Origin of the sequence: Shimia sp. MIT910701, from assembly GCF_047126315.1 — a bacterium.
Taxonomy (GTDB): Bacteria; Pseudomonadota; Alphaproteobacteria; order Rhodobacterales; family Rhodobacteraceae; genus Shimia.
Genome location: NZ_CP138953.1, coordinates 3345337 through 3365939, shown reverse-complemented (window position 1 = coordinate 3365939; position 20603 = coordinate 3345337). Strand labels below are relative to the sequence as shown.

Here is a 20603-nt window from a genome sequence, read left to right as displayed (position 1 = left end):
CCTTTACTCGCTGACCGTCGCCCCAAACGCGCCTGGAGACAATACCACTTCCTGACGCAAAGCGCCGGTGATGCGGTCGTGTATCAAAATGCGGTTGTCCTCGGTCACAATCGCCACCCAGCCGTCGCCCATCGTGACCGCCTGCGCCACCGCGCCGTCTTCCAGCACAAGGTTTTCCGGCAAGATTGGGCCATCTTCACGGAAGCGCATGACAAGCAGGACAACCAAGGCTAAAAGCCCGACAACCATAACCACCGTCATGCCCGTTACCAACAGGCGCAGGAAGCGCAGGTTGGCGGGTTCAATTGGTTCCGGAGAAGAGTCCATGGCTGAGGCCCTTGTAGAATTTCTGATTGCGGACAACCCGCCCAATCGTCTTGATAAGGCGCTTTCGCGCGATGTGCCAGTGGAAGCCAGTTTGAGCCGCACCCGCTTGGCAAAGCTGATTGCCGAGGGCAGCGTGACGCTGGACGGCGCGGTTGTGACCGATCCCAAGCTCAAAGTGGCGGGCGGCGAGTTGGTAGTGATCACCGTTCCGGTAGCCGAGGAAAGCCACATTGGGCCGGAAGACATCCCGCTTGAGGTGATCTGGGAAGATGATGATCTGATTGTGATCAACAAACCGGCGGGCATGGTGGTGCATCCGGCACCGGGCACGCCCAATGGCACGCTGGTGAATGCGCTGCTGCATCATTGTGGCGACACGCTGTCCGGGGTGGGCGGCATGAAACGGCCCGGGATTGTGCATCGGATCGACAAGGAAACCAGCGGGTTGCTGGTGGTGGCCAAAACCGATGCGGCCCACCAAGGCCTTGCGGCGCAGTTTGAGGCCCACACGGTAGAGCGCTACTACCGCGCGGTCTGTTACGGCGTACCGGATGCCAACGATCCGCGTTTGCGGGGTGTGCGCGGGGTGAACTTTGAGCCTGGAAACATCATGAAAGTGACCACCCATCTGGCGCGGCACAAGACCGATCGGCAACGTCAGGCGGTGTTGTTTGAAGGCGGGCGTCATGCGGTGACACGGGTGCGGATTGTCGAGCCTTTTGGCGATCCAGCGGTGGCCTCATTGGTGGAATGCTGGCTGGAAACCGGGCGCACACACCAAATCCGCGTGCATATGGCCCATGCGGGCCACGGGCTGATCGGCGATCCGGTTTATGGCGGGCGGCGCAAACTGGGCGAAAAGGCGATTGGCGTGAAAGGTGCGGCGGCGGCCAAAGCCTTTGCGCGGCAGGCGTTGCATGCGGCTGTGTTGGGTTTTGAGCACCCGGTGACAGGCGAAGACTTGCGGTTTGAGGCGCCTTTGCCAGAGGATATGGCGCAGTTGATCGCGGACCTTGGCGGACAGTAACGGGCGGAATTCTGTCTGTAACAAACTGCACGTGGCTGTGAGAAATCCTGTCAGCCATGGAAAGCCATCAGCGAAAAACTTACTATGAGAGTCAGAAATTTGCGCGCCGAGGTTGAAACCGTCCGTTAGCGCCCTACATGGATGTTAAAGGTTTAAACATACGCGCATTGAAGCAGCGTAAGACAGACAAGGGAGGCATTCGCCATGAGCAACTACAAAAATCTGCCGGCACCCACACCAGAAGGTGGCCTCAACCGGTATCTTCAGGAAATTCGCAAGTTCCCGCTTCTGGAGCCAGAAGAAGAGTACATGCTGGCCAAACGCTGGGTCGAAGAGCAAGACGCTGATTCTGCGCATAAAATGGTGACGTCGCACCTACGCCTCGCGGCCAAAATTGCCATGGGTTATCGCGGCTATGGCTTGCCACAGGCCGAAGTGATTTCCGAGGCCAACGTCGGTCTGATGCAAGCGGTGAAGAAGTTTGACCCTGAAAAGGGTTTCCGTCTGGCGACCTATGCCATGTGGTGGATCCGTGCGAGCATTCAGGAATATGTGCTGCGCAGCTGGTCCATGGTGAAGCTGGGCACCACCTCGGCGCAGAAGAAGCTGTTCTTCAACCTGCGTAAGGCGAAAGCCCGGATTGGTGCGTTGGAAGATGGCGACCTGCGTCCAGAGAATGTGCAGCGGATTGCCACCGATCTTGGCGTGACCGAGGATGAGGTGATTTCGATGAACCGGCGCCTGTCCGGTGGGGATGCCTCGCTGAACGCACAGGTTGGCACCGAAGGTGAAGGCACCATGGAGTGGCAGGACTGGCTGGAAGATGAAACCGCCAACCAGGCTGCGGACTATGAGGCAAAAGACGAGCTGGACGCCCGCCGCGAGCTTCTAGTGGAGGCCATGGACGTGCTGAACGATCGCGAGAAGGACATTCTGACTCAGCGCCGTTTGGCGGAGAAGGCGGTCACCCTGGAAGACCTGAGCGGTCAGTATGATGTGAGCCGTGAGCGGATCCGTCAGATTGAGGTGCGGGCCTTTGAAAAACTGCAGAAACGGATGCGCGAGTTGGCGGCGTCGCGTGGGATGCTGGCCGCGCATTAAGCGCCTCGCAGATGAAAAACCGAAACCGGCCCCGCAATGGGCCGGTTTTTTGTTGTCCGCTGGAGCGGAGTGGCTAGGGTGGGCGCACCAAATGGGAGCGCTATCATGACCACCTCACCTGTCCGTTGGGGCATCCTCGGAGCCGCCAATTTTGCCAAGACCACCATGGGGCCCGCGATCCATGCGGCCAAGGGGGCACAGCTTGCTGCTGTAGCGTCTTCCAGTGCTGATAAGGTTGCGGGTTTTGCGGCTTTTGCGCCCGGGGTGCGGCATCATCAGAGCTATGAGGACATGCTGGCCGATCCGGAAATTGACGCGGTTTATGTCCCGCTGCCCAATCACCTGCACGTAGAGTGGGGGATCAAAGCGCTGGAGGCGGGCAAGCCGGTGTTGATTGAAAAGCCGGTGGGCATGGATGTGGCCGAAATCGACAAATTGATCAAGGCGCGGGATGCGGCCGGGGTGTTGGCGGCGGAGGCTTATATGATTGTGCACCATCCGCAGTGGCAACGAGCGAAGTCACTGTTGGCCGAGGGCGCGATAGGCAAATTGGTGCATGTGAATGCGGCGTTTTCGTTTTTCAACGATGACACCGGTAACATTCGCAATCAGGCGGCGGCTGGCGGCGGCGGGCTGCGCGACATTGGGGTGTACGTGATGGGCGGCGTGCGGTTTGCCACCGGGCAGGAGCCGGTGCAGCTTGATTACGCGCGGCTGCAGTGGGAGCACGGTGTCGACACCTTTGCCGACATGGGCTTCACCTTTGACGGCTTCACCTATCAGGCCTACACCTCGATCCGTTCAGCGCCGCGCCAAGAGGTGCATTTCCATGGCGAGAAAGGGCTTATGACGCTGACCTGTCCGTTCAACGCGGGCAAGTTTGATCAGGCGGAGTTACACATGTCGATGCCGGATCAGACCAAGCGGATCGAGCGCTTTCCGGTGGTGAACCAATATGTGCAGCAGGTGGAAGCCTTTGGCCGCACCATTCGGGAGGGCGAGACCTATGCTTGGCCGCTGGAGCAGGCGCGAGGCACGCAAGCGATGATGGATCAGGTGCTGGCGCAGGGCTGACGCTGCGCTGTCAGGCACCTAGCAGACAAAAGAAAACCCCTCGCAGGCGTGTGCTTGCGAGGGGTTTGTTGTTTGATAAGCAGGCCGGATTATTCCGCGGCTTTGCTTTCTTCCACAGGCGCAGACTCTGCCGGGGCCTCAGCCTTTTTGGAGGAGCGGCGTGGTTTCTTCTCAGATTTCTCCGCTGGTGCGTCGGCCTTGTCTTCCGCCTTTTTGCGCGGTGCCCGCTTGCGGGGTGCTTTCTTGGGCGCAGGCGTTTCGGCCTCTGGTGTCTCCACCAGATTGCTTTCGGCCACATCCACGATCAGGTCGGGCTGATCCGCTTCGGATGGGTCTACAACGGGCTGCGCGTCGGCTTCGACAGGGGCAGGGGCTTTGTCGCGGTTGCCACCGCCATTGCCTTCGCGTTCCTGACGTTCCATGCGCTCGCGGCGTTCGCGGTCGCGTTCGGCCTGACGTTCGCGGTTCTGGCGGTCCTGCTCTTCGCGGCGCGCTTCTTGTTCGCGCTGCGCTTCGTTCAGCATGCGCTGATAATGTTCGGCATGCTGCTGGAAGTTTTCCGTGGCAACGCGGTCATTGCCCAACTGGCTGTCGCGGGCGAGCTGGTTGTATTTGTCGATCACCTGCTGAGGGGTGCCGCGCACCTTGCCCTCTGGGCCGGAGCTGTCAAACACGCGGTTGACGATGTTGCTGGAGGGACGGTTGCGGTTAGATTTATTCCGCGAACGTGACTTCGAAGATCTCATTGTTTTTGTAATCCAGCCTTGGTCAATGGCAATCGCTCATCCCGTTTCACGCCTCGTGCGCTCTGTCTTCCGGGGGCGACAATTTATGGCTTGATGTCCAATCGGGACCGCCCGCAAATGGGGCATCCGCCAAAAGGACACGAACTTGATATTGCGCCTTGGGCGTTCGCACAAGTGCTTTTATCGCGCCAAAGCTTGCAAAAGGGAAAATTTGCGTGGGTTTTAGGCCTTTTGCCCGATCACCACGCGGTCGCGCCCGTCCAGATCGGGCTTGATGGCGACGTTTGTCAGGCCCGCTTCGGTGAAGAGGGCGGCCACGTCTGGGCCTTGTTGCCAGCCAACTTCCACCATGAGCCAGCCGCCCGCATTGAGGTGCGCTGGTGCGCCAGCGGCGATTTTGCGATAGGCGGTGAGGCCATCCGCCTCATCGGTGAGCGCCAAGCGTGGCTCATAAGACAGCTCAGGAGCGAGCTTGGGCATTTCGTCGAGTGCAATGTAGGGCGGGTTGGAGACGATCAGGTCGAAGGTGTGGTCCACTTTGCTGAACCAATCGCTTTCCAGCAAAGTCAGACGATCCGCCAGTTCAAACGCCTCGGCGTTTTGCGTCGCCACGGTTAGAGCGGCGGCAGAGAGGTCGGTCGCGACGCCTTTAGCAGTTGGCGCCTCGGCCAGAATGGACAGGATGATCGCGCCGGTTCCGGTGCCCATGTCCAGCACGTTTGCGAAACGCGTCCCAAGGGCCAGCGACACGAGAATTTCGGTTTCTGGGCGGGGATCCAGTGTGTCGGCTGTGACGATGAACTCGTGATTGTAAAACGCGCGTTTGCCAAGCATGTGGGACACAGGCTCGCGGGCTTGGCGGCGAGTCAGCAGCACTTCCAGTGCAGCGGCTTGTTCCGCTGTGGCCGCTTCGCGCAGTTCCAACGTGAGACGGTCGGGGCGTATGCCGGTGGCGTGACTGACCAGAAGGCGGGCTTCTTTGACCGGATCGTTGACCGGGATGGCTTGCAAGACCTCAACAGCGCGTTTCACCAGCGCGGCGATGGTGCCGGTCACCCGTTCATCTCCGCCAGTGCGGTGGCCTGTGCATCGGCCGTGAGTGCGTCGATGGTCTCATCAAGGTCGCCTGCCATCACCTGATCCAGCTTATAAAGCGTGAGGTTGATGCGGTGGTCGGTCATGCGGCCTTGGGGGAAGTTGTAGGTGCGGATGCGCTCGGACCGGTCGCCGGAGCCCACTTGACCGGCGCGTTCGGCGGCGCGCTCATCGGCCAGACGTTGGCGCTCCAGATCAAACAGACGGGTTTTCAGAACCTGCATCGCGATCTCACGGTTGCGGTGCTGCGATTTCTCGGAACTGGTTACAATGATACCAGTAGGAAGGTGGGTGATGCGCACGGCGGAATCGGTGGTGTTCACGTGCTGACCGCCAGAACCGGACGCGCGCATGGTGTCGATGCGGATGTCGTTGGCGTCGATCTGGATGTCCACGTCTTCGGCTTCGGGCAGCACGGCCACGGTGGCAGCAGAAGTGTGAATGCGCCCTCCGCTTTCGGTGGTGGGCACGCGCTGTACACGGTGCACACCGGATTCGTATTTCATGCGGGCAAAGACGTTTTCGCCTTTGATATGCGCCACCACCTCTTTGATGCCGCCCAGTTCGGTGGCGTTCTCTTCGAGGATTTCAAGCTTCCAGCCGCGGGTTTCGGCATAGCGCTGGTACATGCGCAGGAGGTCTCCGGCGAACAAGGCCGCCTCGTCGCCGCCAGTGCCCGGGCGGATTTCCAGAATGGCGGGGCGGGCGTCAGCCGCATCTTTGGGCAGGAGTGCGAGTTGTAGAGCGTGCTCGGATTCGGGCAGGGCGGCGCGCAATTCTGGCAGCTCTTCTTCGGCCAGGTCTTTCATGTCCGGATCAGAGAGCATCTCTTCGGCTTCTTCGATATCGCTGAGAAGCTTTTGGTAGGCCTGCACCTGTTCCACCACCGGCTTGAGATCGGAATACTCTTTGGCAAGCGCGGCAATATCGCCGCTGCCCTCGGCCATCTGGGCCTCAAGGAACTCAAAACGTTGGGTGATCTGATGCAGTCGTTCTATTGGTACCATGCCGCTAAGTGGGACAATACGCGGGTTTGGTCAAGGGCAGGGTTTGCGCTATACTGGGCGTATGAAACAGCTGACCCTGATATTTGCCCTTTTGGCGAGCACGGCCACGGCGGATGGCATGATCAACGGCGTGCCGGTGGATTGTTATTGTACCGACAAACAAGGCCAGCGCATCGAGATTGGTGAGACCATCTGTTTGCAGGTGGATGGGCGCATGTTCATGGCGCAGTGCCAGATGTCGCTGAATGTACCGATGTGGCGGGAGATTTCGCCCGGATGCCTGAGCTCCAGTCTGAAAGCGCCGTTACAGAGCGTCGATCCAAGCCTCGACGCGGTTGGCGTTCACGCCAAAATCCTTGCGTCCAAATCGTGAGCGGCCATAGACCTTGAGCATGTCACCGTCCTGATAGGCGGTGGTGTAGTCGGGGTAGGCCAGGAGTTTGGAGCGGGTCACATAGGTGACCATGCCCTCGTCAACAGAGCCGGCAAGCACGGTGGTGCGCGGCGTACCGACCGCCACTTGATGAAACCGGGCCAAACCGTCGCGGCCAGACATTACCAGACGTCGAACGGAGTTCTCATTGTCGCTGTTATGGGCGACCTGCGGTTCCTTGTGCCACTTGGCAAGATCGCTTGGGGCCACGCGCACGTAGACGGCAAAGCCAATGGCCAGCACAACGATCAACCATAGAAATGTCATTTTCCGCACCCCACTCTCACAGGCTTAAGCGCTGCGCCCCCGTTTTAGAGATCATACGCTTTGACGCGCCAGGTAGATCACCCGACGCCTGCAACCTAAGGGGCGCTTGTGCTGGTTTCCAGAGGGGTGCGAATTAACGCCGCGTCCAGCCCCAGAGGCATATCAATTCTAGGGCAATATGCGCCCCGGCCACGGCGGTCGCGCCGGTGGTGTCAAATGGGGGGGAGACCTCGACCACGTCACCACCGACCAGATTGATACCGGCAATGTCGCGCAAGATGATGCTGGCCTGACCACTAGTGAGGCCTCCCCAAACCGGCGTGCCGGTGCCAGGGGCAAAGGCCGGGTCCAACCCGTCGATGTCAAAGGTCAGATAGGTGGGGTGGTCGCTCAGGATGTTGCGGATTTTCTGTGCCACGGCCATCGGACCTGTCTCATGCACTTCCCGCGCGTCGATGATGTTGAAGCCAAGCGTGTCTGGGTTTTCGGTGCGGATGCCAACTTGCACTGAGCGCTTGGGGTCGATCAGACCGTCTTTGACGGCCTTATAGAACATGGTGCCGTGGTCGATGCGGTTGGGTTCGTCATCGGCCCAAGTGTCGGTGTGGGCGTCAAATTGCAACAGGCTCAGCGGACCAAACTTCTCGGCATAGGCTTTGAGGATCGGGTAGGTGATGTAGTGATCGCCGCCCAAAGCAATGCTGGCTGCGCCGCCTGCAAGAATGCCGCGAATGTGGTTGGTCAGCGCCTCGGGGAAGTCGGCCACGCGGGCGTAATCAAAAGCCACATCGCCATAGTCCACGATGTTCAGTTCGCTCATCGGGTCGTAGCCCCAGCCATAGGGCGGATCAAACGCCTGAATGGCGCTGGCCTCGCGGATGGCGCGGGGGCCAAGGCGGGTACCGGGGCGATTGGTCACGGCTTGGTCAAAGGGGATGCCGGTCACGGCGATGTCGACGCCGGTGAGGTCTTTGGAATAGCGGCGGCGCAGGAAAGACGTGGCCCCGCCAAAAGTGTTTTCAAAGCTCAAGCCGCGCGGGTCGTCGCGGGTGAAGGCCATATCAACTTGGGTTTTGGCATCTTCCAGTGCCATGGGCGTGTTCCTTCCTGCAGAATTTGATCAAATTTCGCAAATTCCCCGGAAAGGTCAAGCCTGAAGAGGTGGCGCGGGCGATCTTGTGACAAGACCGCCCGCAAATTGCTTACAGCGGCTGCGCGGTTTCCACCAAGCGGGCAAAGAACGACGCGCCGATCGGGGAGATGTCGTCGTTAAAGTCAAACGCCGGGTGATGCAGGCCCGCGCCTTCGCCCGCGCCCAGGAAGAGGTAAGCGCCGGGGCGGGACTCGAGCATGTAGGAAAAGTCTTCTGCGCCCATTTCCATGCCCTGATCCGCGTTTACCGCCACGTCGCCAGCGATGTCGCGCGCCACGTCAGCGGCAAAAGCAGTTTGCGCCTCGTGGTTCACGGTGGCGGGGTAGCCCACGTCGATGTTCAGTTCTGCCTCAAGGCCATAAGCCGCAGCGGTGCCTTTGGTTATTTCGTCCAGACGGCGGTGGATCATGGCCTGCACCTCTTTGTCAAAGGTGCGGATGGTGCCGTTGATAAAGCCGCCATCAGGGATCACGTTGTCGGCGGAGCCGGCGTGAATCTGGGTGACGGAGACCACACATTCGTTGCGAGTGTCGTGGTTGCGGCTGACGATGGTTTGGATGGCGTTGACCATGGCCACCGCAGCGACAACCGGGTCGATGGTGTCTTGCGGGTAGGCGCCGTGGCCGCCTTTGCCTTGCAGCTTGATGGTAAAGCTGTCCACGGCCGCCATGATGGGGCCGGGCGCGGTGTGAAACTCGCCAATTGGAAGGCCAGGCACGTTGTGAATCGCGTAGATGTCTTTCACGTCAAAGCGCTCCATCGCGCCTTCTTCAACCATCACACCCGCGCCGCCGCCGTCTTCTTCGGCAGGCTGGAAGAACAGCGCCACACGGCCGGAGAACTTGCGGGTTTCCGCGAGGTATTTGGCGGCACCAAGCAGCATGGTGGTGTGCCCGTCATGCCCACAGGCGTGCATTTTGCCGTCCACAGTGCTGGCGTGGTCCAGGCCGGTGATTTCATCCATCGGCAGGGCGTCCATGTCGGCGCGCAGGCCCATGGTGGGGCCGTCGCCCTGACCGTTGATGATCGCAACCACGCCGGAGGTCGCAATGCCTTCGTGGATTTCGTCAACGCCAAACTCCTTCAGACGCTCCACCACAAAGGCTGCGGTCTCGTGGCAATCAAACGCCAGCTCGGGGTGGGCATGCAGGTGGCGACGCCAGCCCTTCATTTCGTCGGAAAAATCGGCAATACGGTTTACAACAGGCATGGGTGGACACCTTCTCTGAATGGTCGTTCAGTTAACATCAAAAGCAAATTCCGGAGCGCGACGCAATGGCCGAAGATCCTCTTATCCTCAATCCCAATGGCGGATTGCCGCGTCTTCTGGAGATCATGCGGCGCTTGCGCGATCCGGAGACCGGCTGCCCTTGGGATATTGAGCAGGATTTCGCGACCATCGCACCATACACCATCGAGGAAGCTTATGAAGTTGCGGATGCGATTGAGCGCGAGGCCTGGGACGAGTTGAAGGGAGAGCTGGGCGATCTGCTGTTTCAATCGGTGTTTCATGCGCAGATGGCGACGGAACGAGGCCTGTTCACCTTCGATGAGGTGGCGGACGCAATGTCGGACAAGATGGTGGCGCGCCATCCGCATGTGTTTGGCAACGAAAACCGAGATAAGTCTCCTGAACAACAAACCCGCGACTGGGAAACCGTGAAGGCGGCAGAACGGGCAGGGAAGGCGCAAAAAGGCACGCTGGATGGGGTGGCGCTTGGGCTGCCAGCGTTGCTGCGCGCGGTGAAGCTGCAGAACCGCGCGGCGCGGGTTGGGTTTGACTGGCCGGACATCTCTCAAGTGGTTGACAAAATTGTTGAGGAAGCCGGAGAGCTGGCCGAGGCACGGGACACGCTGTCGCAGGCGGAGATCGAAGAAGAGTTTGGCGACATGCTGTTTGTTATCGCCAATCTGGCGCGGCATTTGAAGATCGACCCCGAGGCGGCACTGCGGGCCACAAACGCCAAGTTTGTCAGGCGGTTTGAGGGGGTTGAGGCCAAGCTGAAAGCCCGCGGGAAGACCCCGCAGGAGAGCGACCTTGCAGAGATGGATGCGCTTTGGGATGAGGTCAAAGCGGAAGAGAAGGCCGCTCGCGCAGGATCGTGATCTTGGTCGCATTGACCTGACTAAAAAACTCGGGCAAGGCTGGGTCATCGTAACTTCCACGTGGGTGATGACATGACAAAAGTGTTTACAACGTCGATCTTTCTGGCGGCCGCAGCGGCCACCGCAGCGCCGGTTCTGGCAGATGAGGTCAACGTTTATTCCTACCGCCAGCCAGAGTTGATCAAGCCTTTGACCGATGCCTTTACTGAAGAGACCGGTATCAAGGTGAATGTGGCCTACCTGAAAAAGGGTATGGTTGAACGTCTGTTGGCTGAAGGGGAACGCTCTCCTGCGGACCTCGTGCTGACCGTAGATATTTCCCGTCTGAACGCGGTGGTGGAGGCGGGTGTCACCCAGCCGGTCACAAGCGACGTGATCACCGCGAATGTGCCAGAAGCCTATCGTGACCCAGAAGGCCACTGGTTTGGTCTGACCACCCGGGCGCGCATCATCTACGCCTCTAAGGATCGCGTAGCCGAAGGTGAAGTAACCACCTACGAAAATCTGGCGGACCCGAAGTGGAAAGGGCGCATTTGCACCCGCTCCGGCACCCATGCCTACAACGTTGCTCTGACTTCCGCGATTCTGGAGCACCACGGCGCAGAAGAGACCAAAGCCTGGCTGGAAGGCGTGAAGTCCAACCTGGCGCGCAAGCCACAGGGCAACGACCGCGCGCAGGTGAAGGCGATCTGGGCGGGGGAATGTGACCTGGCCGTGGGCAACACCTACTACATGGGCAAGATGCTCAAAGACAAAGAGCAGCAGGCCTGGGCGGACAGCGTGAACATCGTGTTCCCGACATTTGAGGACGCAGGTACCCACGTAAACATCTCCGGCATCGCGCTCACCAAGGCGGCGCCAAACAAAGAGAACGCCATCAAGATGATGGAATTCCTGACCGGTTCTAAGGCGCAGGAAGTCTATGCGACTGCTAACTTTGAGTACCCGATTGCACCGGGGACCGAAGCGGACGCCTTGGTTCAAAGCTGGGGTGAGTTTACGCCGGATGATGTGAACCTGATGACACTTGCGGGCCACCGTGGCGAGGCGCTCAAGCTGATCGAGCAGGTTGATTTCGACGGCTAAGCTGGCTGTTGAGCGAGACGAAGAGGGCGGTCTTTGGACCGCCTTTTTTTGGTGTTAGAGTTTTCGCCACGCCGCTGTTGCTGACGAAATGTGAGTTAAGAGGACAAGTAGAACCGCCAATAGGGTGCCCAGACCTGCAGCCGCCGTAACTTTCTCAATCCAGTAGAGTAGGGGAGTAGTAACCGCCCAAATGTGTCCACCACCTTGCTGTGCAACATAGAGAAAAAAGAGGCCGCCCTCCCGCTTTGCATCAATCGCGCCCGTGAAAAAAAATAAAGCGATCCGAAGTAGCCATCCCACGGCAAGTGTTGGTAGCAAAACGAGCACACCGGCCCACCACGATGCAGAGTATTGTCGAAACTCGTAGTCTGCGAGCAACCGACAAAACTCTAACAATTTGAGGGTCAGTCTATGACGCGAGATCGCTTGTATCTTTCGCTTCATCCAAACAATGGGATGAATCATGTGCAGTAACAACTCTTTTCGCGTGATCGTGTTTGGCGGCAAATGCGGTTGCTCCAAGTCTTTAGTTCTTAAAGTGTTGTCCTTTACATAATATCGCAATCGACAAACTCAATGATCTTAAGTTGTTGGCTGTAGCGTCCTTTTTCGGGCGCCACGTGATGTTGGTGACGCATTCGTCTGAATTGTTGAAGCCGCGTCATGCAGGACACCGCGCCGGCTGGGATCGTCGTTCAAGATCATTTCAATCTTGCCCGCAGCACCCGCAGCATGTTCTCGCCCATAACCTTGCGGATTTGTGTTTCGCTCAATCCCGCGTCCATCAGCGCTTGGGTCAGCGCCGCCAACTCGGAGGTGTCAAATGCCGTACCAACAGAACCGTCAAAATCCGAACCCAAGGACACGTGGTTTTCCCCCAATAGGTCCACGGCCGCCTTTACGGTTTTGGCCACGCCCGCCGGGCTGTCGTCACAGGTCACGTCGGCCCAATAGCCGATGCCCACCACGCCGCCGCCCTGATCCATGCCGTTTTGCACAATGGCCTGCATCAGCGCGTCTTCGTAGTTTCGCTTCACCGGGCAATTGCCGTAGATGCCGGTGTGGCTGACGATCATCGGCATGTCGGTCATCTCGATGACCTCGCGCGCCACCTGTGGGCTGGAGTGGGCCACGTCGATCACCAGATTGCGCTCTTCCACGGCTTTCACCACCGCGCGGCCAAACTCGGTTAGGCCTTTGTTGCCAATGCCATGCAGCGAGCCGCCGAGTTCATTGTCAAAGAAGTGCTGCAGGCCAATCACGCGGTAGCCGACGTCTTGCAGCTTTTGCAGGTTGTCGAGGTTGCCTTCCAGAGGGTGGGCGCCTTCGATGCCCAACATGCCGGCGACCACGGTTTTGCCAGCGGCGCGGTCGGCCAGTACCGCGTCCAGCTCGGCTTTGGTGCGCACGATGCGCAGTTCACCGTCAGAGCGCTCCTCTGCGTCATGCAAACGTTCCGCCTGATAGACAGCACGCTCAAAGATGCTGTCCCAGGTGCGGGGCGGCCACATCTGGCCCACGGCCAGAAGCGTGATGTTGTCGCGCGCATCGGCGGAGTTGCTGTCGTAGTTTTGGCCTGCAGGAGATTTGGTCACGGCGGTAAACACCTGCACCGCCACGTTGCCTTCGATCAGGCGGGGCAGGTCGACGTGGCCGCGATTGGCGAGTTCCAGCGGGTCGCGTTTCCACAGCAGCGTGTCGGCGTGCCAGTCGCCCACGGTGAGGCTGGCGTGCAGGTTTTTGGCGGCGTCGCTGACCGCGTAGGGTTCGTGGTCTTTGACCGTGTTGCGCGATTTCTCCACATGGCCCGGTGCGACGATCAGAAAGGCGGCCACGGCCACCGCAACAACAAACAACAGGCGTCCCAGCCATTTCCCCAAGGTGCGCATGTGCTCTCCCCCAATGCGTGTGTTTCACCGCAGCCTAGGAGCCACGGCGTGTTTGTCAAAGGTTGACGTTGGGGGACTTGCGTTTGGCTACATACGGACGCAGTTGATCGGCGCTGTGTCGGCGGACAGGATCATGTAGTTGTCTGACGTGAACGTCACTTTGGCGCTGGCATCGCTGCCTTCCAGAAGGGCTTGGCGCAGGCTCTCGGCCTGTTCGCTGCGCAGGGCGTCTTGGCCGTCGATGGTGAGCTTGCTGACGTAGGCAGAAACGGGCGTATCGCTGAGCGTGCTATTGACCAGTTGATAGTCAGACCGATAGCGCGCCTGGGCGCTGACCTCTTGGTCCAATCCGAGGAAGTCGATGTTCACCAAGGCATCCAGACGACCACTGTCTGTGAAAGTCACGTTGGATACGGCGTTATTGTCTACAGTGGATCGCACGCAGGTCCAGGTGCCAACAATCGATTGTGCCGAGGCCAGAGGCGCGGTGCAGAGGGCAAGGGCTGCGGCGGCAAACAGGGCTTTCATGTCGGGTCTCCCTTGGGACAACAGGCGCACAAAACACGCAGAGACTGGTTCTGTAAAGCGTAGTGCAGGAGGTCGCGTGCTTCAATCGTTGAGTGTGATTGTTTCGGGGGGCGACGGGCGGCTATGGTGGCGGTGATGCAACGGCCAAGGGGCAGACATGGCGCAGGTTTTGATTGTCTATCACTCCCGCACAGGGGGCAGCCAGCAAATGGCGGAAGCGGCCTTTGCGGCGGCGCAGACCGAGGGGGAGGCGCGGCTGTTGCGGGCGGAAGAGGCGAGGCCTGAGGATGTGCTGGCGGCGGACGGCTTTCTGTTTTGCGCGCCGGAAAACCTCGCCGCGCTGTCGGGCGCGATGAAGGAGTTCTTTGATCGCTGTTACTATCCGGTTCTTGGGCAGGTCGAGGGACGGCCTTACGCGCAAATGATCTGTGCGGGATCAGATGGAGATGGCGCGGCCCGGCAATTGGCGCGGATTGCGACGGGGTGGCGGCTCAAAGAAGTGCAGCCGCCGCTGATTGTCTGTACCCACGCGCAGACGGAAGAGGCGATTTTGGCGGTGAAGGTGATTGGGGCGGCGGACTTAGAGCGCTGTGCAGAGTTGGGCGCGGCGCTGGGAGCCGGGCTGGCCATGGGAGTGTTTTGAGCGGTCAGTCGGAGGTGCGCTGACACGCAATAGTGTCGCCGTAGGAGGCCAGCGACATTGAGTTTTGGGTCAGGCTGACAACCTTTGTTGGGGTGTCGTCTTCGGCAAGCAGAAACTCTTGCAGTTCCTTGGTGTCCGAGTGGTTTTTGATGTCAAAACCGTCAGCGGTCAGGGAGACCAGCTCTTTTGTCAGGGTTTTGTCTTTTAGGACACCTGAGGGCAAAAGCTCATAGGTGCTGCGCGCTCTGACCACACCGCGGATTTCAATCTGGCTTTCCTCGAAGGCAAGTTCCAAGCGGGTGTCCAGATGGCCGTCTGAGCCGAAAGTCAAAGTCACGTCCAGCTCGCCTTCGTGGTTTTTGTCAAAGCAATGCCACGCGCCCTGAATGCGAGGCTCCGCAGCCTGCAACGACGCTGCAAAAACTGTGGTTATTGCAAAAATTAAAATAGCGCCGCGCATCGTGAAATCCTTACTGGGAGATCCATGGAGAAGTCGTAAATTGGTGTTTTGACTTTCGATAGTTCACCTATCGCAAGTCATTTTTGAAGGGCGTCATACTCGCTTTGCGCCTGTTTGATGTCCGCATCATACTCTACCGCCCAATTTGCCAAACCGGTGATATGGCTCAATAGCGAGTGCCCCAGTGGGGTCAGGCTGTATTCCACAGACGGCGGGCGGGTATCGAACACTTTGCGGTGTACAAGGCCGTCACGTTCTAAGCCGCGCAAAGTGACGGTCAGCATCCGCTGAGAAATGCCCGCTACTGCGCGCAGCAAGGCGCGGAACCGTTCCGGGCCACGCCCAAGACGCAGCACCACCAACACGCTCCATTTGTCGCCAACGCGGTCTAAAACATCCCGTACCGGACAAGCACCGCTGAACTCATTGGCCACCCATGCGTCGACGCCGTCATTCATCGCCTGAATGTCGGAGGTGGTTACTTCTGTGTGCCTATCCAACGAATTAGTGCCTCCTTTTGCCGCCAAACCAAGTCTCCTAAGTGTGGTTCTCAACAGTAACCACCATACCATGGAGAACCACTATGAACCAGACCGTTGCAATTTTCGGCGCCACTGGCGCGCAAGGTGCCCCGGTTGTGCAGGAAGCGCTTGCCAATGGATTGACTGTCCGCGCCGTCGCACGTGACGTTGCCAAAATCTCGGAAATGCATAGCGAAGCGCAGGCTTATGCCGCGACTTTGGATGATGTTGACGCCATTGCCCGTGCTCTGAACGGCGTGGACGCCGCTTTCCTGCACCTGCCAGCTCCGGCCAATCCAGAAGACCCGCAAACTTGGATGACCGCGTTTTTCACTGCAGCCCATCAAGTGAATTTGCCGCTGTTGGTGTTTACAACCGGCGGAACAACAGGAGACCGCTATCCCTCTTCGATCATGATTGACGCGACCACGGGCGGTATGAGGGCGGTTTTGAACAGCGGTATTCCTTCGATTGTGTTGCAACCGACAATCTACTTGGAGAATTTTCTACCCGGTTTCCTAACACCCCGCCTGCAAAGCGAAGGTGTGTTGGATTACCCACCGCTACCGGAAACGATGAAAGTGACCTGGACCTCGCATTTTGATCAGGCCCGGGTGGCAGTGGCTGCGCTGACCCGTCCGGATTTGGCCGGGCAGAGCTTTGAAATTGGCACGCCTGCACCGCTGACCGGTGGTCAATTGGCGGAGTTGCTGGCTGGTTGGGTGGATCGTCCCGTGTCTTTTGTTCCCCAGACCGCAGCGGCGCTTGGCGCACAGGTGGCAGAAGCGTTCGGAAACCCGGGAATGGGGCATATGCTGACCGATATGTACGGTACGCTGGCCACAATGGGGGATGACGACATGTGCATTGATACGCAGCTGGTTGAAGAGACCTTTGGTGTCACGCTGACCACTGTTGCGGACCACATCAAAAGCTGGGGCAAAGCTGCGGCGGCTGCTTAAGGAAAAGGGCCGGGGAGATTTTCCCGGCCCTTTATCATTCGCGCTTTGGCTCGCGGGCTTATTCCATCGCCTCAAGCTCGTCGATCATCGACGAAATCATGCTCAGGCCCTTGTCCCAGAACTTCGGATCAGAGGCGTCCAAGCCAAAGGGCGCAAGAAGTTCTGAGTGGTGCTTGGAGCCACCGGCTTTGAGCATCTCGAAGTATTTGTCCTCAAAGCCTTCGTCGCCCTCGGCATACACCGCATAGAGCGCGTTTACGAGGCCGTCGCCAAAAGCGTAGGCATAGACGTAGAACGGCGAGTGTACGAAGTGCGGGATGTAGGCCCAGAAGGTCTCATAGCCGTCCATGTACTCAAATGCTTCGCCAAGGCTTTCGGCCTGCACCGACATCCAAAGCGCGTTGATGTCTTCTGGTGTCAGCTCGCTTTCGCGGCGGGCGGCGTGCAGTTTGCACTCAAAATCGTAGAACGCGATCTGGCGCACCACGGTGTTGATCATGTCCTCAACCTTGCCCGCCAGCAGGATTTTGCGTTGCTCCTGGGTTTCGGCCTTGTCCAACATGGCGCGGAAGGTCAGCATTTCGCCAAAGACCGACGCGGTTTCCGCCAATGTCAGCGGAGTGGAAGACAGCATTTCGCCTTGCTCCGCCGCCAAGACTTGGTGCACGCCGTGGCCCAGTTCGTGCGCGAGGGTCATCACATCTCGGGGTTTGCCGAGGTAGTTCAGCATCACATAGGGGTGCACGTTGGTCACGGTGGGGTGGGCAAAGGCGCCCGGTGCTTTGCCCGGTTTCACACCCGCATCGATCCAGCCTTTGGTAAAGAACGGTTCGGCCAGCTCACCCATACGCGGATCAAATGCGTTATAGGCGTCCATCACGGTTTTCTGGGCAGTGTCCCAATCCACAGTCGTAGGGTCTTCCATTGGCAGGGGCGCGTTGCGGTCCCAGACCTGCATCACCTCTAGACCGAGCCATTTGCGCTTCAGCTCATAATAGCGGTGGCTGAGTTTTGGATAGGCGGCCACAACCGCGTCACGCAGGGCCTCGACCACCTCCGGCTCCACATCGTTGGAGAGGTGACGGCCGGTTTGTGCGGTCGGCATGTTGCGCCAGCGGTCGATGACCTCTTTTTCTTTGGCAGCGGTGTTGTGCACACGGGCGAAGATTTTGATGTTTTCGGCAAAGACTTCGGCCAGTTCGCGCGCCGCCGCTTCACGCTTTTCGCGGTCCGGGTCGGTCAGGAAATTCAGTGTGCCTTCGATGTTGAGCTCTTCGCCGTTCACGTTGAAGGTCAGGCCCGCGATGGTTTCGTCAAACAGGCGCTCCCAAGCGTCGCCCACCACGCCAAGATCATGCAGGAACTTCTCCAGCTCATCGGAAAGCTGGTGTGGTTTCATTGCGCGGATGCGGCGAAAGACCGGCTCATAACGGGCAAGTTCCGCGTTTTCTGCAAAGGCGGCGGAGAGCCTGTCGTCTTCGATGCGGTTCAGTTCCAGCGTGAAGAACACCAGAGGTGTGGAGAAGTTTGTCAGCTTTTCCTGCATGTTGGCCATGAACTGCGCGCGTTCGGCGTCTGTGGTCAGCTGGTAATAGCGCAGACCGGCGTAGGACATGATGCGGCCAGAGGTCTGGCTGATCTTCTCGTTGCGCTGCACACAGGTCAGCAGGTCGCTCGCAGACAGATCGGCCAGCTTGCCTTCGTAATCGGCGGCAAAGGCGGCACATTCGCCTTCCAGCCATTCCAGGTCAGCAGTCAACTCAGGTGCGTCGTCACCTGTATACAGGTCGCTCAAGTCCCACTCGGGCAGGTCGCCAAACTCATTTGCGCCGGAAGAGGCGTTTGCATCGCGCAGAAGATCAGGGGCGGGGAAGGGAAGGTTCAGCATGGAAGCGGCCTTTGTTCAGAAAACTGTTGGGGATCAGATAGGCAGAGCGGGGCGGGAGGTTCAAGAGGGGGTTGCACTCCTTTGCGCAGCGCGGGAGCATGGTGGCAAGTCAAAGACGGAGGATTGAGATGCGGTTTGTACGGTATGGCGAACGTGGGGCAGAGAAGCCCGGCGTGTTGGACAAAGCGGGACAGGTGCGGGATTTGTCCGGCGTGGTGGCAGATTTGGCTGGCGGCGTGTTGGCGGACCTTCCGGATGTGGATCCGGAAAGCCTGCCGTTGGCGGAAGGCGATCTGCGCCTTGGCGCGCCGGTGGGGCAGGTCGGCAAATACCTGTGCATTGGTCTGAACTACTCCGACCACGCCGAAGAGGCTGGGATGGACATCCCCAAAGAGCCGATCCTGTTCATGAAAGCCACCAGCGCCATTGTCGGCCCAGATGATCCGGTGATCCTGCCGCGTGGGTCTGAGAAAGGCGACTGGGAGGTGGAGCTGGCCGTGGTGATTGGCAAGGCAGCGAAATATGTCTCCAAGGAAGACGCGTTGCGCCACGTGGCGGGCTATACCATTGCCAATGATGTGTCTGAGCGCAGTTTGCAGATTGAGCGTGGCGGGCAATGGACCAAAGGCAAGAGCTGCGACAGCTTTGGGCCGCTGGGGCCGTGGCTGGTGACGCCGGATGAGGTGAGCGACGTGCAGGACCTTGCGCTGACTCTGGACCTCAATGGGGAGCGGGTGCAGACCGGCTCCACCGCGTCGATGGTGTTTGGCGTGGCGGAGATTATTTCGTATCTCAGCGAAATGATGACCTTGCATCCTGGCGATGTGATTGCCACCGGCACGCCGCCCGGTGTGGGTATGGGCTTTAAGCCGCCGCGCTATTTGCAAGCGGGGGACGTGATGGAGCTAAGCATCGCGGGTCTGGGCAAACAGCGACAGCGGGTGATGCGGGACGGGTGATGTGCGCCAACGAAGGGACGTGAGGGGCCAGCCCCTCACACGCCCCGAGATATTTGGAGAATGAGAAAGCTAGGTGTTGTGGCTGTCATAAAAGGCGGCGCAGGCGTCAAAGATGTGGGTGCGTGTTTCCGGCACTTCCATCAGGACTTCGTGTTCGCCGGCTTCAATCAGGTCAAGGGTGCCATTTGGCCAGCGGGCCATGCGTTTGTGCACGTCCTCAGTGTTCACAATGCGCTCGTCCGTTCCAAGGAAGGTCAAGCAGGGGATGTCTGGCGAAGGGCGTGCACGCAGGCGTCGGCATTCCTTGAGCGCCTCATAGACCCAGTTGATCGCGGGCCCTGCCAGCGCGAGATCTGGCTGACCGGTCATGTGACGCTGCATGTAGGCATACATGTCGGGGTCTTTGGTCAGGGTGTTGTCCTCAAACGGTTTGTCGAGCACCAGAGTGACGGGTGAGGTGGACGGGGCGAGGCGGCCGTGCAAGCCCAAAGGTTTGCTCACAGCGCCGACAACCCAGGCGGCCGCGCGCAGGTAGGGCGCCAGGCCAATGCCCCACATCGGGGCGGAGAAAGAGGCTGATTTGACTGGCAGGCCTTCGTGCAGGGCGCGCAGGCCAATGCAGCCGCCCATGGAGTGACCCAGCAGGTGCCATGGTTGCGGCAAGTCGAGTTCCGACAGTGCGGTCAACACGGCGGCAACGTCGCGTTGGAAATCGTCAAAGGTTTCGACATAGCCGATATAGCGCGGGTCGACCATGCGGTCTGCCAATCCCTGGCCGCGCCAGTCGACGGCAATCATGGCGTAGCCGCGCGCCGCAAAATCTGCGGCGGCACGGCCATATTTTTCCACATATTCCGTGCGGCCGGGAAACAGCAGCACTGTCCCTTTCGTCGGGCCTTTGGCATTCTCTAAAGGCCAGTGGGCAAAGCGCAAGCGCACCTCGTCATCCGCCGTGACCCAGTAAGCGTTTGCCGCTGGGCCTTCGGCGACGTCGTGATGGAATGGTGCGCTTTGCAAGGACATCAGGCCAGTACGCCGCCCAGTTTCATCGCTGCGCCCATGTCGCCGTCGATGGTCAGCTTGCCGGACATGAAGGCCGCGGTGGGGTTCAACTCGCCTTCGAGAATCGCCTGGAAGGTGTCGACATCTGCGGTCATGGTCACATCTGCGTCGTCGTCGCCAGCGCGCACGCCGTCTGCGTCGATGATGATTGCGCCTTCGCCTTCGATGGCAAATTTGGCTGAGCCGTCAAAGCTTTCGCCACCCAGTTTCGCGGTCAGGGCCTCTACGGCGGAGGAAATGATATCGCTCATCTTCTTGATCCTTCAAAT

At 59.3% G+C, this 20603-nt stretch carries 24 protein-coding genes; 9 read left to right on the top strand and 15 right to left on the bottom strand.

Going from position 1 to position 20603, the window contains the following annotated elements; all coding sequences use genetic code 11:
- Nucleotides 1-3: 3 nt before the first annotated feature.
- Nucleotides 4-327, bottom strand: a complete 324-nt coding sequence (locus SIB38_RS16365; protein WP_294114216.1) for a DUF6476 family protein — start codon at nucleotides 325-327, stop codon at nucleotides 4-6.
- On the opposite strand from SIB38_RS16365, the gene SIB38_RS16360 reads away from it, so the two are divergent.
- The 3 genes from SIB38_RS16360 to SIB38_RS16350 all read left to right on the top strand — a co-directional run bounded on the left by SIB38_RS16360 (nucleotide 326) and on the right by SIB38_RS16350 (nucleotide 3529).
- Entirely contained in the window at nucleotides 326-1354 is a 1029-nt protein-coding gene (locus SIB38_RS16360) for an RluA family pseudouridine synthase (protein WP_412550622.1), read from the top strand. The two genes, SIB38_RS16365 and SIB38_RS16360, sit on opposite strands and share 2 nt — an antisense overlap.
- Nucleotides 1355-1558: 204 nt before the next feature.
- Nucleotides 1559-2455 carry an RNA polymerase sigma factor RpoH gene (gene rpoH, locus SIB38_RS16355; protein WP_412550621.1) on the top strand — a complete coding sequence of 299 codons (897 nt, stop codon included), beginning with the start codon at nucleotides 1559-1561 and terminating at the stop codon, nucleotides 2453-2455.
- Between the two features lie 105 nt (nucleotides 2456-2560).
- Nucleotides 2561-3529 carry a Gfo/Idh/MocA family protein gene (locus SIB38_RS16350; protein WP_294114230.1) on the top strand — a complete coding sequence of 323 codons (969 nt, stop codon included), beginning with the start codon at nucleotides 2561-2563 and terminating at the stop codon, nucleotides 3527-3529.
- Between the two features lie 89 nt (nucleotides 3530-3618).
- Here SIB38_RS16350 and SIB38_RS16345 read toward each other — a convergent pair whose 3' ends face one another.
- The 3 genes from SIB38_RS16345 to prfA form a co-directional block, all read right to left on the bottom strand.
- The gene (locus SIB38_RS16345) at nucleotides 3619-4275 is read right to left on the bottom strand and encodes a DUF4167 domain-containing protein (protein ID WP_412550620.1); all 657 of its coding nucleotides are present in this window, start codon (nucleotides 4273-4275) and stop codon (nucleotides 3619-3621) included.
- A gap of 222 nt (nucleotides 4276-4497) precedes the next feature.
- Nucleotides 4498-5331 carry a peptide chain release factor N(5)-glutamine methyltransferase gene (gene prmC / locus SIB38_RS16340; protein WP_294114235.1) on the bottom strand — a complete coding sequence of 278 codons (834 nt, stop codon included), beginning with the start codon at nucleotides 5329-5331 and terminating at the stop codon, nucleotides 4498-4500.
- Nucleotides 5328-6377, bottom strand: a complete 1050-nt coding sequence (prfA, locus tag SIB38_RS16335; RefSeq protein ID WP_412550619.1) for a peptide chain release factor 1 — start codon at nucleotides 6375-6377, stop codon at nucleotides 5328-5330. Before prfA ends, prmC begins: the two co-directional genes overlap by 4 nt.
- Before the next feature lie 61 nt (nucleotides 6378-6438).
- Between prfA and SIB38_RS16330 the strand changes: the two genes are divergently transcribed.
- Entirely contained in the window at nucleotides 6439-6750 is a 312-nt protein-coding gene (locus tag SIB38_RS16330) for a hypothetical protein (protein WP_412550618.1), read from the top strand.
- On the opposite strand, the gene SIB38_RS16325 is transcribed toward SIB38_RS16330, so the two are convergent.
- The 3 genes from SIB38_RS16325 to SIB38_RS16315 form a co-directional block, all read right to left on the bottom strand.
- Nucleotides 6682-7077: a DUF1499 domain-containing protein gene (locus SIB38_RS16325; RefSeq protein WP_294114241.1), complete on the bottom strand. Its 396-nt coding sequence runs from the start codon at nucleotides 7075-7077 to the stop codon at nucleotides 6682-6684. The genes SIB38_RS16330 and SIB38_RS16325 overlap by 69 nt on opposite strands.
- A gap of 133 nt (nucleotides 7078-7210) precedes the next feature.
- Nucleotides 7211-8170: an agmatinase gene (gene speB / locus SIB38_RS16320; protein WP_412550617.1), complete on the bottom strand. Its 960-nt coding sequence runs from the start codon at nucleotides 8168-8170 to the stop codon at nucleotides 7211-7213.
- A 109-nt stretch (nucleotides 8171-8279) separates the two neighbouring features.
- The gene (locus SIB38_RS16315; RefSeq protein ID WP_412550616.1) at nucleotides 8280-9440 is read right to left on the bottom strand and encodes a M20 aminoacylase family protein; all 1161 of its coding nucleotides are present in this window, start codon (nucleotides 9438-9440) and stop codon (nucleotides 8280-8282) included.
- Nucleotides 9441-9505: 65 nt separating this feature from the next.
- Here SIB38_RS16315 and mazG point away from each other — a divergent pair, with 65 nt between their 5' ends.
- Nucleotides 9506-10336: a nucleoside triphosphate pyrophosphohydrolase gene (gene mazG / locus SIB38_RS16310; RefSeq protein ID WP_294114249.1), complete on the top strand. Its 831-nt coding sequence runs from the start codon at nucleotides 9506-9508 to the stop codon at nucleotides 10334-10336.
- 72 nt (nucleotides 10337-10408) lie between these two features.
- Nucleotides 10409-11422 (top strand): Fe(3+) ABC transporter substrate-binding protein, encoded by a 1014-nt coding sequence (locus SIB38_RS16305; RefSeq protein ID WP_294114251.1) that lies wholly within the window; start codon nucleotides 10409-10411, stop codon nucleotides 11420-11422.
- A gap of 54 nt (nucleotides 11423-11476) precedes the next feature.
- Here SIB38_RS16305 and SIB38_RS16300 read toward each other — a convergent pair whose 3' ends face one another.
- The 3 genes from SIB38_RS16300 to SIB38_RS16290 form a co-directional block, all read right to left on the bottom strand.
- Complete coding sequence (locus tag SIB38_RS16300; protein ID WP_294114253.1) at nucleotides 11477-11887, bottom strand: hypothetical protein; 411 nt, start codon at nucleotides 11885-11887, stop codon at nucleotides 11477-11479.
- Between the two features lie 236 nt (nucleotides 11888-12123).
- Nucleotides 12124-13311 (bottom strand): dipeptidase, encoded by a 1188-nt coding sequence (locus tag SIB38_RS16295; RefSeq protein ID WP_294114255.1) that lies wholly within the window; start codon nucleotides 13309-13311, stop codon nucleotides 12124-12126.
- 87 nt (nucleotides 13312-13398) lie between these two features.
- Nucleotides 13399-13839, bottom strand: a complete 441-nt coding sequence (locus SIB38_RS16290; RefSeq protein ID WP_412550615.1) for a hypothetical protein — start codon at nucleotides 13837-13839, stop codon at nucleotides 13399-13401.
- 157 nt (nucleotides 13840-13996) lie between these two features.
- Here SIB38_RS16290 and SIB38_RS16285 point away from each other — a divergent pair, with 157 nt between their 5' ends.
- Nucleotides 13997-14482, top strand: a complete 486-nt coding sequence (locus SIB38_RS16285; protein WP_294114259.1) for a flavodoxin family protein — start codon at nucleotides 13997-13999, stop codon at nucleotides 14480-14482.
- A 4-nt stretch (nucleotides 14483-14486) separates the two neighbouring features.
- Here SIB38_RS16285 and SIB38_RS16280 read toward each other — a convergent pair whose 3' ends face one another.
- Nucleotides 14487-14819 (bottom strand): hypothetical protein, encoded by a 333-nt coding sequence (locus SIB38_RS16280; RefSeq protein ID WP_294114260.1) that lies wholly within the window; start codon nucleotides 14817-14819, stop codon nucleotides 14487-14489.
- A 200-nt stretch (nucleotides 14820-15019) separates the two neighbouring features.
- Entirely contained in the window at nucleotides 15020-15442 is a 423-nt protein-coding gene (locus tag SIB38_RS16275) for a winged helix-turn-helix transcriptional regulator (RefSeq protein WP_294114262.1), read from the bottom strand.
- 83 nt (nucleotides 15443-15525) lie between these two features.
- On the opposite strand from SIB38_RS16275, the gene SIB38_RS16270 reads away from it, so the two are divergent.
- Nucleotides 15526-16425: an SDR family oxidoreductase gene (locus SIB38_RS16270; protein ID WP_294114264.1), complete on the top strand. Its 900-nt coding sequence runs from the start codon at nucleotides 15526-15528 to the stop codon at nucleotides 16423-16425.
- Nucleotides 16426-16483: 58 nt separating this feature from the next.
- On the opposite strand, the gene SIB38_RS16265 is transcribed toward SIB38_RS16270, so the two are convergent.
- On the bottom strand, nucleotides 16484-18313 hold the full coding sequence (locus SIB38_RS16265) for a M3 family oligoendopeptidase (RefSeq protein ID WP_412550614.1): 1830 nt from the start codon (nucleotides 18311-18313) through the stop codon (nucleotides 16484-16486).
- A 128-nt stretch (nucleotides 18314-18441) separates the two neighbouring features.
- Here SIB38_RS16265 and SIB38_RS16260 point away from each other — a divergent pair, with 128 nt between their 5' ends.
- A complete protein-coding gene (locus SIB38_RS16260) occupies nucleotides 18442-19272 on the top strand; it encodes a fumarylacetoacetate hydrolase family protein (RefSeq protein ID WP_294114268.1) in 831 nt (276 codons plus the stop codon).
- 69 nt (nucleotides 19273-19341) lie between these two features.
- On the opposite strand, the gene SIB38_RS16255 is transcribed toward SIB38_RS16260, so the two are convergent.
- Together SIB38_RS16255 and SIB38_RS16250 are read right to left on the bottom strand one after the other, a co-directional pair.
- On the bottom strand, nucleotides 19342-20295 hold the full coding sequence (locus SIB38_RS16255; RefSeq protein ID WP_294114270.1) for an alpha/beta hydrolase: 954 nt from the start codon (nucleotides 20293-20295) through the stop codon (nucleotides 19342-19344).
- The gene (locus SIB38_RS16250) at nucleotides 20295-20585 is read right to left on the bottom strand and encodes an SCP2 sterol-binding domain-containing protein (protein ID WP_294114272.1); all 291 of its coding nucleotides are present in this window, start codon (nucleotides 20583-20585) and stop codon (nucleotides 20295-20297) included. Before SIB38_RS16250 ends, SIB38_RS16255 begins: the two co-directional genes overlap by 1 nt.
- Nucleotides 20586-20603 lie beyond the last annotated feature (18 nt).

What these genes read in the sequence shown, in the direction of transcription:
- SIB38_RS16295 (WP_294114255.1), bottom strand. Translation starts at nt 13,311, where the DNA reads ATGCGCACCTTGGGGAAATGGCTGGGACGCCTGTTGTTTGTTGTTGCG.
- SIB38_RS16360 (WP_412550622.1), top strand. Translation starts at nt 326, where the DNA reads ATGGCTGAGGCCCTTGTAGAATTTCTGATTGCGGACAACCCGCCCAAT.
- SIB38_RS16345 (WP_412550620.1), bottom strand. Translation starts at nt 4,275, where the DNA reads ATGAGATCTTCGAAGTCACGTTCGCGGAATAAATCTAACCGCAACCGT.
- SIB38_RS16265 (WP_412550614.1), bottom strand. Translation starts at nt 18,313, where the DNA reads ATGCTGAACCTTCCCTTCCCCGCCCCTGATCTTCTGCGCGATGCAAAC.
- SIB38_RS16260 (WP_294114268.1), top strand. Translation starts at nt 18,442, where the DNA reads ATGCGGTTTGTACGGTATGGCGAACGTGGGGCAGAGAAGCCCGGCGTG.
- rpoH (WP_412550621.1), top strand. Translation starts at nt 1,559, where the DNA reads ATGAGCAACTACAAAAATCTGCCGGCACCCACACCAGAAGGTGGCCTC.
- SIB38_RS16305 (WP_294114251.1), top strand. Translation starts at nt 10,409, where the DNA reads ATGACAAAAGTGTTTACAACGTCGATCTTTCTGGCGGCCGCAGCGGCC.
- SIB38_RS16315 (WP_412550616.1), bottom strand. Translation starts at nt 9,440, where the DNA reads ATGCCTGTTGTAAACCGTATTGCCGATTTTTCCGACGAAATGAAGGGC.
- SIB38_RS16250 (WP_294114272.1), bottom strand. Translation starts at nt 20,585, where the DNA reads ATGAGCGATATCATTTCCTCCGCCGTAGAGGCCCTGACCGCGAAACTG.
- prfA (WP_412550619.1), bottom strand. Translation starts at nt 6,377, where the DNA reads ATGGTACCAATAGAACGACTGCATCAGATCACCCAACGTTTTGAGTTC.
- SIB38_RS16325 (WP_294114241.1), bottom strand. Translation starts at nt 7,077, where the DNA reads ATGACATTTCTATGGTTGATCGTTGTGCTGGCCATTGGCTTTGCCGTC.
- SIB38_RS16300 (WP_294114253.1), bottom strand. Translation starts at nt 11,887, where the DNA reads ATGATTCATCCCATTGTTTGGATGAAGCGAAAGATACAAGCGATCTCG.
- SIB38_RS16330 (WP_412550618.1), top strand. Translation starts at nt 6,439, where the DNA reads ATGAAACAGCTGACCCTGATATTTGCCCTTTTGGCGAGCACGGCCACG.
- speB (WP_412550617.1), bottom strand. Translation starts at nt 8,170, where the DNA reads ATGGCACTGGAAGATGCCAAAACCCAAGTTGATATGGCCTTCACCCGC.
- SIB38_RS16350 (WP_294114230.1), top strand. Translation starts at nt 2,561, where the DNA reads ATGACCACCTCACCTGTCCGTTGGGGCATCCTCGGAGCCGCCAATTTT.
- SIB38_RS16270 (WP_294114264.1), top strand. Translation starts at nt 15,526, where the DNA reads ATGAACCAGACCGTTGCAATTTTCGGCGCCACTGGCGCGCAAGGTGCC.
- mazG (WP_294114249.1), top strand. Translation starts at nt 9,506, where the DNA reads ATGGCCGAAGATCCTCTTATCCTCAATCCCAATGGCGGATTGCCGCGT.
- SIB38_RS16285 (WP_294114259.1), top strand. Translation starts at nt 13,997, where the DNA reads ATGGCGCAGGTTTTGATTGTCTATCACTCCCGCACAGGGGGCAGCCAG.
- SIB38_RS16255 (WP_294114270.1), bottom strand. Translation starts at nt 20,295, where the DNA reads ATGTCCTTGCAAAGCGCACCATTCCATCACGACGTCGCCGAAGGCCCA.
- SIB38_RS16365 (WP_294114216.1), bottom strand. Translation starts at nt 327, where the DNA reads ATGGACTCTTCTCCGGAACCAATTGAACCCGCCAACCTGCGCTTCCTG.
- SIB38_RS16290 (WP_412550615.1), bottom strand. Translation starts at nt 13,839, where the DNA reads ATGAAAGCCCTGTTTGCCGCCGCAGCCCTTGCCCTCTGCACCGCGCCT.